Origin of the sequence: Streptomyces sp. NRRL S-337, from assembly GCF_000720175.1 — a bacterium.
In the GTDB taxonomy this organism is placed as follows: Bacteria; Actinomycetota; Actinomycetes; order Streptomycetales; family Streptomycetaceae; genus Streptomyces; species Streptomyces siderophoricus.
This window is the reverse complement of record NZ_JOIX01000006.1, coordinates 63,205-74,176: the sequence shown is the minus strand read 5'-3', so window position 1 is coordinate 74,176 and position 10,972 is coordinate 63,205. Positions and strand designations below refer to the sequence as shown.

Here is a 10,972-nt window from a genome sequence, read left to right as displayed (position 1 = left end):
CATCAGAAGACCACCGCCACGTCGTTCCGGACCGCCGACACCGCGAACACCGCGTTGGTGAACGTGCCGGTAGTCACTGCTCTGAGGTACCGCTCGACGGTTTGGCCGCGCGCCGTCTCGATGCGCTGGCTCGTGACGCCCGTCGCCGCGGTGAACGCGCCACCAACCACGTCCGCCCACGGGTCGCCGACGCCGTTGTCACTGCTCTCCTGCAGCTTCACCGTGACGCTGGTGCCGGTGACCGCGAACACGTGCAGGTAGGCCTGCAGCCCGAACAGTGCCGCCCCGTTGAAGAGAGGCGGGGAGCCGGGGCCGAAGTCAACCGAGGCGCCGTTCGTGCCGACGGTGTCCGTTCGCTTTCCCGCGGTCAGGCTCTTGCCCCAGCCAAGGCCATAGCCGTTGGCCTGCGCCTCGACCGCGAACGTGAACTCGCCGCTGTCCGAGCGGGTCGCGTCATAGTTGGCCTGCTTGGCGACGATGTGCGCCGACGGCCCACCGAGCGCCGTCCCCCGGTAGTAGGACAGGATCACGTCCGACGTCGGCAGCGCCGAGAGCCGAAGGTGGGACCGGTCTGTACCGGGGTTGAAGAACGACGTGAACTGCAGCCGGCCGTCCCGCCGGCCGCCGATACGCTCCGGCGCACTCTTGTCGATGCCGGTGACCTCCATCGCGGCCGGCCCGCCCCCGATGTTGCTGAGGGAACCGATGTCGCCGGACAGGTCGTAGCCGCTGACGTACAGGTTGTCGCCGAGTCCGCTTTGCTTCCCCATCTATGCCTCCTCCCAGAGGTCGTTGACGACGCACGGCACGGTGATCGTCATCACCCGGTACAGGGCCCCGCCCTGCTGGATGTAGCCCGCCTGCACGTCCATCGGCTGGCCGTGCGCGCCGAGCAGGTCGACATGACGGAGTAGGCCGCCGAGTGTGAAATCGCCGCTGTACGCCGCGCACAGGGCGTCCACGGCCGTGAGCATGTCGGGATCGATGGCGTCGGCTGGCATCGCCTGCGCCGAGGTGTAGATCCGCACGTTGAAGACCAGCAGCGCCGACACCGAGGCGAGTCCAGACGAGCGGATCGTCTTGACCTGGTTGGCCCACACGGCGGCCGTCAGCCCGCGCCCGGGCGGGTTCTTCGGCTCGTGCCCGTTGACCTGCTCGAAGTAGCCGAGCGACATGGCGTGCGAGGTGAGGGCGTCGGTGAGGCCGGCGATGTCGAGGGCCATGTGTCACCCGCCCATCTCGGGCAGGTGACGCCGTACGGCGCGCTCGGCGATCTCGGGCCCACGGGCCTCGACGAGCTGCTTGGTCTGTCGCCAGTGCCCGTATCCGGCGAACCGGGTGGCGGGCGCGTTGCGGCTGCCGACGCCCTCCAACCAGGGCCCGTACACCACGCCCTGGTCGTGGACCAGGTCCACGTCCGCGCTGACCCGGGTGGTCATGATGTGAGACTCGTAGTAGCCGGAGGGGTGCCGGAAGTACTGGCCGGTGAGGGCGAGCACGTGCTCCTCGGCGAACTGGGACACGTCGTCCCGGGCGTCGTTCGCCGCGTCCTGGATCGCCCGCTCGGCCCGGCCGTCGAACAGCGGACCTTCACAGCGCACTTCCACGCCCATGCCGCTCACACCCCCCTCGTACGGGCCTTACGGCCGTGCTCGTCGTACGTGGCATCCCGCAGCGCCTGCAGCGCCCCGAGGTCCGGCTTGCCTTCCTTGCCGCTCTCCCCGGACCGCAGCACGCGGGCGCCGCCGGCTGACTCGAACGCGATGATCCACACCGCCTCGGCGATGGTCAGTTGCCGGACCAACGGCGGAGGGTCCCAGCGCAGGACACTGCCGCCCGCGGTGTGCGCGGCAGCCGTCGTCCCCACCACGCCGCGCTCAACCCGCAGGGCCCGCGGGGCGTAGATGACCGCGCCGCTGCTGTGCGGGGCATTGGGGCTACCGTCCCAGGCGCGGCGGACGATGAGGTTGTTCCCGGCGATCTCCTCGACGCGCATGCGCTCGGCGTCGATGAGGATCGTCTCGGTCTGGGCGAACTCGCTGCCGTCGGCGACCGGGACCATGACCGTCTTCATCTGCTGGTCGAGGTCGGCCGTGATGGTCTGGCCAGTGTCGGCCATGCTGCGGCCGGTGACGGTAAGGCGCTCGTCATCGAGCCGGAGGAGACTGCCGACGCCGAGCGCGGCGGATGCGGCGGCGTCCACGGTCAGCGTCGTCTCCGACGCGCCGAGCCCAGTGCGGGTGCCAACGGCAGTGCTGTCGTCGCGGTAGCCGAAGAGGCCGAAGCCAACGATGTCGCGCTGAGGAGTGGGGCCGCCACCGAAGGTCGAGTTGCTGCTGATGTTCAGCTCGATCCGGTTGTACGGCGGCCCGTACTGGTTCGGTTCGAGGAGGACGTCTGCCGTGTCGATGGCACGGCCACCGGACGTGAGGGAATCCAGCGAGATCAGCTCGTTGGCGTCGAGCCACAGCCGCCACGGCCGCGGGCCCGGCGCTGCCGGCCAGTCCCACGAGCGGGTGGCCTGCTGCGGGTAAAAGGTCCGGTGGCACAAGCCATCGACGGAGCGCGAGGCCGCACTGATGGCACGGTCGACCTGCGCGTTGTTGCGCGCGGTCTCCTTCGCGTCGAGGGCCTGTTTGACGTCCTCGCGGGTGGCGTACCAGATGCCCATGTCTCTCAGACCCCCTCTCTCTGCTGGTTGGGAGTGTTCGGCCGGGACGGCGTATCCGTTGGCTGGCTGCTGTCAGTCGGACCTGCCGCTGCCTTTTGCGTCACTGGCCGACCTTCCGGCCGCCTGGCCGCCATCCGTCGAATCGGCAGAAGAGCTGCCCGTCTGGCCCTTCTTCGAGCGGCTCGCCGTCGTTCGGGCAGGCGACCGGCGGTTCGTCGAACTGTCGCCGTCGCTCTTCTGCGGCGTCTCGGTAGACGTAGAGGAGCTGCTCCCAGGAGATGACTCCTCACTCCCCTCGGTGTCGATGGACGGCCCGCCGTGAACGGTGATCTTCGGCATGTGCTCTCCTTCCTCGACGCGCTCGGTGCTCCCGCACTGCGGACAGCGGGGCGCGCCGACGGCGTAGCGTGCGGTGCAGTCCTTGCAGACCCAGACCACGTCAGACTCCGAGCGCGGGCAGGTTGGCCGGGGCCCGGCCCGCGGTGAGGTCCCGGGTGACGGCGTTCACAGTGCCCGCGCCGGTGGACGTGAGCTTCACGTACCGGTATCCATCGCTGAGGCTGGTGCCCTCGACCTCGACGACCGCCGCGTTCTGTACGGCGGACGCGGCAGTGACGACGGTGGCCGCTGCTGCCTGCGTGCGCCGGGTCCAGGTGTCCGAGCCGTTGCCGGTGCTCGTGTGGTACTCGGCGATGCAGGCGAGGTTCTGCGCGCCGGTGCCGGATGCGTCCTTGGCTTCCTGCAGGGTGTACGTGTCGCCGACGCCGCCGGCGAGGTAGCAGAGGAAGCTGATGCCCGCGGCCTGGCGCAGGCTGACCCACGCTCCGTCAGCGGCGGGAACGGTGTTGAAGAGCCTTCCGAGGGCCTTCTGTGACATGCGGTTCTCCTGTCTGGTTGCCGCCCCGGGGCGACACTGCCGGGTGGTTGGTGGCCGGCGGCGGGGTGCGAATGCCGCCGCCGACCTGGGAGTTACGCGGCCAGTTCGACGAACGGGGACAGCGTGTTGCTGCTGCCGTTCTGCGGGGTGATGGCGGACTGGAGCCAGGGGCGGCCGTCGACCCTTTGGATGATCCTGAAAGTCGTCTTGTCGGAGCCGAAGTTGTAGTCGGTGCTGCTGTCGGCGCTCATGGTCTGGCGGTCGCCGACGAGGTAGTACGAGAGGTCGGTGAAGGCCAGATCACCGCGGGCACCGAGGGTGCCGCCCTTCTCGGTGATGATGAGCGGCCGACCGAAGATCGTCATGGGCGCGGGCCCGGCGGCGTTGACCACGAACACCGAGTTGCCGCCGGTGCCGACGGTCAGCGACATGGTGAGCAGCTGCGGGAGAGCGTCCGGGGAGCAGGTCCACACGGCGCGCGAAAGGCTGCTCGGCAGCATCCGCGCGTACATACCCACGATGTCCTCAAACTTGATCTTGTTGGCGGTGGTGCGAGTCACCGCGACCGCGGCCGGGTTGCCCGCGCCACGGAACCCGAGCGGCTCGCCGACGCCCGAGCCACCGATGAACTTGGCGTCCTCCTCGAACGCGAGGGCCTGCGGCCAAAGTCGCTCCAGCAGCGCGGCGAAGCTGGTGATGGAGTCCTGGAGCAGCTCATTCGGCACGGCCGAGAGGCCCGTCAGCTTCTTCGCGTCCAGGGTGATGCGGCCGAACTTCGGGTTGGCGTCCTGGAGGGCGGCGCCCTCCTCGCCCCAGTAGGCGACCATCCCGCCGAACACGGAGCCGGCGTTGGTGGTGCTGTCGATCATCGGGAAGGGGACGCGCGGCGACTCCATCGGCACGACGGTCGCCAGCGGCCGGACTACCGACTGTTCGAGGGCGATCTCCATCAGCTGGGAACGCAGCGTCTCCGGGACCAGGAACCCGCCGTCCGCAGGGGACACGCTGCCCGCGGCGTTGCGGAGCGCGGCGAGCTTCTCGCCGATGTCGTTGCTCGTGTTCTTGTGCCAGATCGTCCGTACGTAGTCGATGCCGTTGGTGAAGTGCTGGTCCACGGCCGCGCCCGGGGCGGACGGGTTGTGGGCGGTGCCCTGCCGGTGGGAGGTCAGCATGTTCGCGGACTTGCCCGCGCGCTTGTTCTGCGGGTCGAGGTCGAGGCGCTTGACGTCGTTCTTGCCCGGGGTCATGCCGTTGTCGCGCAGCATCTGCGCGAACACCTTCTGCGTCTCCTCGGCCACCAGCCGGTTCAGCTCGGTGCCCTCACTCTGCTGGTTCGTGGCGTAGGCGTTGATGAACTCGGCGAGGGACTCCCGGTTCTCCATCACCTGCTTCAGCTTGGCCGGGTCGGCGAGCATCTCCGCCAGCTCCGTGGCGTTGCGCGGGACGGTCGTTGTGGGTGCCACTGGTTGCCTCCTCAGGCGTCCGCCGCGCTGGACGACGCGGGATCGGTGGTCAGGTTGGAGACGAGCGCTGACCAGTCGTCCGCGTCGTCGGGTATCAGGCGGGCGGTCATCGCCGCCCAGTCGTCGTCACCGGTGGGGTCGTCGGCGGGGGTGTCCTCGCTGCGGGACACGTCCTGGACGGTGTCCTCGCTGGTCGGAGGCTTGGTGTCCTGGGCGGTGGCCGTGTCCGGGACAGTGGCGTCCGGTTGTCCCGCGGGTGTCCCGTCGGCGGCGGACGCGGTCAACTCGGTGTCGGCCCGGTCCTCGGCGTTGCCGTCGGAGAGGTGGGCTTCCAGGTGCGCCCGGACGCCCGCGCGCTCCCCGTCGGGGACGTCCGCGGAGTCGAGCCGGGCGAGACCGTTGCGGCATGCCGCGAGGTTCGCCGCCCCGCCCTTCTCCCGGTGGTGCGGGAACTTGTAGGTGGCCTTGGCGTCCGGGTCGCCGTCGGGGTCTCGCCACGCGTGGGTGGCCTTCAGCACTGTGCCGTCGTTGGGCATCTTGGCGACCGCCGCCGGGCCGTCCCAAGAGCTGTCCTCGGTGGCCGTGTGGTGCACGCTGCTCGCCGTGTCGACCGGCGCAGGGACGGCCGGGTCCGGAGCCTGCGAGCGGCCGGCGTAGCGGAACAGGGACAGGTCCCAACTGTTGGCCAGCGCCGGTTCGGGCTGGTCCGGTTCAGCGTCGGGACGCTGCCGGGTCTCGGCCACCTCATCGGCCAGGCCGGCGGCTACCGCCTCGGCCGCCGTGTACCAGGTCTCTGCGCGCATCCGCTCGCGCCACTCCTCGGGCGTGCCGCCGGCTCGCTCGGCGTAGATGCCCGCGATGTTGTCGCTCTGTCGGTCGAGGAGGTCGGCGGTCTCGCGCATGTCGGACGCATTGCCGATGGCGAGCCCGGAACCGTCGTGGATCATCATCTGTGAGTGCGGCTGCATGATGACCCGGTCACCAGCGAGGGCGATGACGGAAGCGATGGATGCGGCCAGGGAATCCACGTAGGTCGTGACGTATGCTCGGTGGCTGCGAAGCAGGTTGTGGATGGCGATGCCGTCGAAGATCTCGCCCCCGGGGCTGTTCACGCGGAGGGTGATGGCCGAGACGTCGAGGTCGCGGAGTTCGGACATGAAGTCCTCGGCGGTGACCCCGAAATAACCGATCTCGTCGTAGATGACGACCTCGGCAGCGGACTGCCCGAGGTTGGTGATGCGGTACCAGTCGGTGCGGCCCTGACGCAGCGACGCGACGGGACGAGTTGACCTCATCTTGCCGTGCATCAGGGCCTCCCCAACCGCTCAACCACAACGATGACAACGTTGTCAGAACTCATTGTGCACCATCCCACCGGATAGCAACGGTGCCCCTGCACCGCACACCCCCCAGACACTCCCGGTACCCGCCCGTCCCGTACGCCGCCTGAGCCTCCGCCAGACCGCTGAACACCCGCCCGTCCACGGCCGAGCACGGCGCGCACCGATTGGCGTCCAGCCGCTCCGCCGCAACCAGCGATGCCCCTGGCACGGCCTCCAGCGCCAGCGCACACACCGCCAACCGCGCCCCGTTCAGGGCCCGGTGGAGCGCGCCGCCGAGCGCATCCCGCAACGGACGATCCGACAGCGCCACCAGGAACGCGCGCACCTGCTCGGCCACCTCCGCCGCCACCGCGCCCGGCACCATCAGCCGCAGCGCCTCACGGCCGGCCGCCGCCGCCAGCCCCGCCGCGAGCAGCGCGGCCACCGCCCCGGCCACTGCGCCGAGTTGCTCCTCGGGCGCCTCCGGCTCCTCGACGGTGGCACCGTGCGCGGACGCCTCCGCCACGACCTGCCCGGCCGCCGTCCCCCACAGGGCGGCCATGGCCGCGGTGAGCGCCGCGGCGCCCGCCTCGCTGCTGGCCGTGAGCGCGCTGAGCGCTTCGGTGTCGCCGTCCTCGACCGCGGCGCGCACCTGCTCGATCAGGGCGTCGCGCTGGTCGGCGCTGATGTCCTGCCAGTCGTCGAGCAGTTGGTCGAGGGCGTCGTCCAGGGCGGCCCGTGCGGCGTCGAGGCCGTCGTCATCCTCGGCCTGGTCCTGCGCGCGGAGTGCGGGCCGGTGTGGGGCGCGGGCCCGGGCGAGGTCGAACACGGACAGACTGTTCCGGGCAGCCGGCGGTGCCGGTGCCGGCTCCGGGGCCGCGGGGGCCGGCGGCGGGGGCACCTCGATGCCGAGCAGCGGCAGGATGGTCCCGGCCAACGCCGCCGGCGCGGCCGTCACCAGCTTGATCAGCAGCTCCTTATCCGGGTCCGCGTCCGGTCGACCGAACGCGAACTCAGGCAGGCCCACCGCGGCGAGCACTTCCGGCCCGTACCCGCCCGCCTCGATCAAGTTGCGTGCGGCCTCGGCCTTCGACGTGAGTTCCTTCGCCTCCAGCTCACGGTCCGCCGGCACCGGGTTGACGTAGTCGAACTCCAGGCCCCTGGCCGTCGGCCCGAACAGCGGCAGCAGGTCGTGGTTGAGCGCGGCCTTGATCCGGTCGAGGCGAGGCACCACCAGGTACCGGGCGAACATGACCTCGCCGGCCTCGGCGTTCGCCCGGTTGACGTCATCGACGGTGCCGAGCATCCCCTTGGGCATGCCGAACGCCTCGCGGATGACCTCCCGGCCGACGTTCCGCAGCTCGGCGAACTGCATGTCCCGCATCGTGTACTTGCGGTCGACCCACTTCATGCCGCCTTCGAGGAGGCCCACGCGGTGCGCGTTCGCGGTGCCCTTGTGCTGCTCCCCCCACCGCGCGGTGAACTCGTCGAACTCGGCGTCGGACAGGCGCTTCTCGACCTCGACGATTCCGCCGGGCTCGGCCGAGTTGAGGAAGAAGTTCCTGTTCCACTCGGCCGAATAGCGGGTCGCGTCCAGGTCGGCGAGCATGCTTTGCACCGGCCCCATCCCGCGGTACGGATCCAGCGGGTTCGGGGTGCGCAACTGCACCACCTCATCCCGGCCCAGCTGCACCCGCTCGCCCGATGGGCCCAGGTACAGGTATCCGGTGAGGAACTCCACGGGGTCCGGGATCGGCTCCATCCGGTCCGGGCGCACCGGCCACAGCTCCAGCGGGATGGAGAACCGCGGGTCCCGGGCGATGACCCACCAGCCCTCGCCGGTGAGGTCGAGGTGCTGCTCGAAGGTCTCCACGAACTCATGCCGCGGCATGTACGGATTGGGCTTGTTCCACAGGTCCAACGCGGCGTGAGAGGTGACCTCAGTCCGCTCGTCCGGGTTGCCGTTCTTGGCCGTACGCCACAGCTTCCACTCGACCTCGGCAACCGCGGTCGAGGTGCGCTGGACAATGGCGAACAGAGTGCCCACCGCGCCCATGGCAGCCATCTGCTGCTCAGCGTCGCGGCGGCGCATGAACGGGACGGTTCTGGTACCGCGGGAGACGAACGGCACCGGAGGCCCGCCTGCCGCCTTGTTGAGCAGTGCGCCGAGGGGAGACCTCATCGTGTCCTCCCAGAGTCGTCAGCGGTCAGGTACTCCAGCGCAAAGCAGCTCAGGCCACCGACGGCGAGGCCGAGCGGCAGGGCCACCGTCCAGGCGGCGGCGGTGAGGCCGCCGAACCCTGCGAGGGTCAGCAGCGTGCTGCGTGCACGTCCCCAGAGGGGGCCGAGTTTTCTGATCGGGCTCATCGCACCCACCTCATTCGGGGTCGTCCGCCGAGGTCGAGTTCGGCGGCCATGTAGCGCATGGCGTCCATGCCGTGATCGTCGACCTTGAGCGGCTGCTCTTTCGGCTGTTTGCCGGGCTGCTGGTCCCACACATAGCCGCCCAACTCCTCCTCTGTGGAGGTCGGCTTCTTGGCGTCGGCCAGGGCGGCGTCCCGTTCGACCACGGCGTCCCGCAGTATGAAGAGCCTCGGCCGGCCGTCGCCGGCCTCCTTGAACCGTGCCTGCACCGCCTGGATGCCGTCTGACACCGTCTTCTTGGCCGCGCTGGTGCCCATGTCGAGGTGCCTTTCGAGGGTGGCGCGGTCCTCGGCGTCGTGGTCGCAGATGACGGCCCGCGGCTTGGGCTCGGCCCACACCAGGTGGCAGTCCTCGCAGATGTGGCAGTCGTGCGCGCGGGCCCGGGAGCCGCAGCAGGTGGCGCAGCGGCGGACCAAGCGCAGCGCGTGGCGGGCGTGGTCCTCGACCAGGCGGCGGGAGCGGTAGATCTCGCGGTAGAGGTACAGGCGGCCGTCCGGGTCCTCGGCCCACCACTGCATGACGAAGGGGTTGGTGAACCCGAAGTCGACTGTGATCCATCGGGTCCAGTCTTCGGGTATCTCGAACCGGTCGACCAGGTGGACGCGCGGGTCGTACTCCTCGTACACCAGGCCCTCGGCGGCGACCCATAGGCCGCGGCGTAGGCGTAGGTGTCGGACGCCGGTGAGTTTGTCCAGCTTGCCGATGTAGTCCTGTCCCCGCTCGGTCAGGACACCGTCCTGGAACAACACGGGGTTGTCCTCATGGCGGCAGTCGAGGAGGACAGTGTCCCCGCGGTCTGCGCGCTGCTTGAGCCAGTGGGTGGGGACGCTCGGGTTGGTGTCGGCCATGAGCTGCTGAAAGCTGATTCGCCCGTTGCGGAGGCGGGTGGTGATGGCCTCCCAGTCGTCCTCGGTCAGTTCGATCGCCTCTTGCACATAGGCGATGTCGTACTCGGAAGACATGATTCGGGTGCTCTTGTCCATGCCACCCACGGTGATGACGCTGCCGTTGGTGTAGCGGTACTGCGGGGACTCCTGCGCGCTGCCGCCGTACCAGCGCACCAGGCCAGCGTCGATAGCTTCTTTGGCGACCCACTCCCGCCACGTCACCAGGGCCGTACTGCCGAGGCTGGCGAGGGTCTTGCGGATGATGATCCCCCTCATACCGGGGTTGGCCAGCGCGAGCAGGTGCAATTTCTCCAGGCACGCCCGGGACTTGCCGGTGCCGGCCGGACCGGACATGAGCACCTCGGGCGCCCGGCAGTGCATCACGTCGAGGGCGCTGCCGTGGGGCGCGTAGACGTGCTCCAACGTCGCGGTGGTCACCAGCGCTCCAGCCGTCGGCCAGCACGGATCTCCCGCGCAAGAGCGTCCCAGAGCCAGGGCGCGCCGAGCCGGGCCTCGCGGGCGAGGATGCGTGAGAGAGCCTCGCGGTTGCCGTAGATGCTCAGGGCCTCGGCGATCGCGGCGTCGATGAGTTCGTCGGCGCGTTCGTCGGTCATGTAGAGGTGGTTGTGCACCATCTCGCGGTGCAGTTCCTCGCGGGCGCTCACCGGAGCTGCTCCATGTCGACACCAACGATCTCGTACCGGACGCCGCCGCTGACCTCGGTCTTTGTGGCGGCATCGAGGCCGCGCAGCTTGCGGTACGACTCGCGAATCTTCAGAGCGGTGTTGAGCGCGGCAAGCCTCGGCCCGTCGTCGGGGAGCGGCACTTCCGTGCCGGTGTCGGGGTCCCGCATGGTGATGATGCGGCCCTGGTTCACGGTGACGTGGTTCCGGCCGAGGATCTCCATCGCCTCGACGTACAGGGCGTCCAGCTCGGCCGCCTCCGTCTCGATGAGGCGCTCGACCGGCTCGCGGGCCACGTCTTGGATGGCGCGCCGGACGCCGCGCCATGCGTCGCCCTTGTCTGCGTAGCCGAGGCGCTCGGCGATCTCCCGGTAGGGCACGGCGGGGCGCTCGTTGCGGAGGTCTGCCGCGGCGGCGTCTCGTGCGGCGCTGGCCGGTGTGCGGACGAACTTGCCGGTGGTGTCGCGTGCGCGGTCGTCGTCCGCCGGTGGGGTGGGTTGGTTCATGGGTGACCTCCCTGGCGGACCGGTGGTGGTGCTCTGACAACGTTGTCAGTGTATCGGCGGCCGCGGTCGAGCCACGTGGGCTGTGCACGGGGCCGGGCGCGCAACCGCCCCGCTCCCGGGCGCTGTTCCGGGGCGGGGC

General features: G+C 69.9%; 13 protein-coding genes. All 13 read right to left on the bottom strand.

The genetic code is table 11. The annotated features are described in order from the left end of the window. Positions 1–2: 2 nt before the first annotated feature. Complete coding sequence (locus IG62_RS0107525; RefSeq protein ID WP_030798973.1) at positions 3–770, bottom strand: hypothetical protein; 768 nt, start codon at positions 768–770, stop codon at positions 3–5. After that, complete coding sequence (locus tag IG62_RS0107520; RefSeq protein WP_030798971.1) at positions 771–1,223, bottom strand: hypothetical protein; 453 nt, start codon at positions 1,221–1,223, stop codon at positions 771–773. Positions 1,224–1,226: 3 nt separating this feature from the next. After that, the gene (locus tag IG62_RS0107515; RefSeq protein WP_030798969.1) at positions 1,227–1,613 is read right to left on the bottom strand and encodes a hypothetical protein; all 387 of its coding nucleotides are present in this window, start codon (positions 1,611–1,613) and stop codon (positions 1,227–1,229) included. 5 nt (positions 1,614–1,618) lie between these two features. Continuing rightward, on the bottom strand, positions 1,619–2,671 hold the full coding sequence (locus IG62_RS0107510) for a hypothetical protein (protein WP_030798967.1): 1,053 nt from the start codon (positions 2,669–2,671) through the stop codon (positions 1,619–1,621). A 72-nt stretch (positions 2,672–2,743) separates the two neighbouring features. Next, positions 2,744–3,010 (bottom strand): hypothetical protein, encoded by a 267-nt coding sequence (locus tag IG62_RS47080; RefSeq protein WP_158795000.1) that lies wholly within the window; start codon positions 3,008–3,010, stop codon positions 2,744–2,746. 100 nt (positions 3,011–3,110) lie between these two features. Continuing rightward, the gene (locus tag IG62_RS0107505; protein WP_030798965.1) at positions 3,111–3,548 is read right to left on the bottom strand and encodes a hypothetical protein; all 438 of its coding nucleotides are present in this window, start codon (positions 3,546–3,548) and stop codon (positions 3,111–3,113) included. Between the two features lie 92 nt (positions 3,549–3,640). After that, the gene (locus IG62_RS0107500; RefSeq protein WP_030798964.1) at positions 3,641–5,011 is read right to left on the bottom strand and encodes a phage major capsid protein; all 1,371 of its coding nucleotides are present in this window, start codon (positions 5,009–5,011) and stop codon (positions 3,641–3,643) included. A gap of 11 nt (positions 5,012–5,022) precedes the next feature. Next, positions 5,023–6,318: a head maturation protease, ClpP-related gene (locus IG62_RS43125; RefSeq protein WP_051797716.1), complete on the bottom strand. Its 1,296-nt coding sequence runs from the start codon at positions 6,316–6,318 to the stop codon at positions 5,023–5,025. A 49-nt stretch (positions 6,319–6,367) separates the two neighbouring features. Next, on the bottom strand, positions 6,368–8,515 hold the full coding sequence (locus IG62_RS0107490; RefSeq protein ID WP_030798962.1) for a phage portal protein: 2,148 nt from the start codon (positions 8,513–8,515) through the stop codon (positions 6,368–6,370). Then, positions 8,512–8,700 carry a hypothetical protein gene (locus tag IG62_RS0107485; protein WP_030798961.1) on the bottom strand — a complete coding sequence of 63 codons (189 nt, stop codon included), beginning with the start codon at positions 8,698–8,700 and terminating at the stop codon, positions 8,512–8,514. Before IG62_RS0107485 ends, IG62_RS0107490 begins: the two co-directional genes overlap by 4 nt. After that, positions 8,697–10,082 carry a phage terminase large subunit gene (locus tag IG62_RS0107480; RefSeq protein ID WP_051797714.1) on the bottom strand — a complete coding sequence of 462 codons (1,386 nt, stop codon included), beginning with the start codon at positions 10,080–10,082 and terminating at the stop codon, positions 8,697–8,699. The genes IG62_RS0107485 and IG62_RS0107480 overlap by 4 nt, the downstream gene beginning before the upstream one ends. After that, positions 10,079–10,309, bottom strand: a complete 231-nt coding sequence (locus IG62_RS43120; protein ID WP_051797712.1) for a hypothetical protein — start codon at positions 10,307–10,309, stop codon at positions 10,079–10,081. Before IG62_RS43120 ends, IG62_RS0107480 begins: the two co-directional genes overlap by 4 nt. Then, the gene (locus IG62_RS0107475) at positions 10,306–10,833 is read right to left on the bottom strand and encodes a hypothetical protein (RefSeq protein ID WP_030798953.1); all 528 of its coding nucleotides are present in this window, start codon (positions 10,831–10,833) and stop codon (positions 10,306–10,308) included. Before IG62_RS0107475 ends, IG62_RS43120 begins: the two co-directional genes overlap by 4 nt. Between the last annotated feature and the right edge of the window lie 139 nt (positions 10,834–10,972).

What these genes read in the sequence shown, in the direction of transcription:
- IG62_RS47080 (WP_158795000.1), bottom strand. Translation starts at nt 3,010, where the DNA reads ATGCCGAAGATCACCGTTCACGGCGGGCCGTCCATCGACACCGAGGGG.
- IG62_RS0107485 (WP_030798961.1), bottom strand. Translation starts at nt 8,700, where the DNA reads ATGAGCCCGATCAGAAAACTCGGCCCCCTCTGGGGACGTGCACGCAGC.
- IG62_RS43125 (WP_051797716.1), bottom strand. Translation starts at nt 6,318, where the DNA reads ATGCACGGCAAGATGAGGTCAACTCGTCCCGTCGCGTCGCTGCGTCAG.
- IG62_RS0107525 (WP_030798973.1), bottom strand. Translation starts at nt 770, where the DNA reads ATGGGGAAGCAAAGCGGACTCGGCGACAACCTGTACGTCAGCGGCTAC.
- IG62_RS0107490 (WP_030798962.1), bottom strand. Translation starts at nt 8,515, where the DNA reads ATGAGGTCTCCCCTCGGCGCACTGCTCAACAAGGCGGCAGGCGGGCCT.
- IG62_RS0107475 (WP_030798953.1), bottom strand. Translation starts at nt 10,833, where the DNA reads ATGAACCAACCCACCCCACCGGCGGACGACGACCGCGCACGCGACACC.
- IG62_RS0107510 (WP_030798967.1), bottom strand. Translation starts at nt 2,671, where the DNA reads ATGGGCATCTGGTACGCCACCCGCGAGGACGTCAAACAGGCCCTCGAC.
- IG62_RS0107520 (WP_030798971.1), bottom strand. Translation starts at nt 1,223, where the DNA reads ATGGCCCTCGACATCGCCGGCCTCACCGACGCCCTCACCTCGCACGCC.
- IG62_RS0107505 (WP_030798965.1), bottom strand. Translation starts at nt 3,548, where the DNA reads ATGTCACAGAAGGCCCTCGGAAGGCTCTTCAACACCGTTCCCGCCGCT.
- IG62_RS0107515 (WP_030798969.1), bottom strand. Translation starts at nt 1,613, where the DNA reads ATGGGCGTGGAAGTGCGCTGTGAAGGTCCGCTGTTCGACGGCCGGGCC.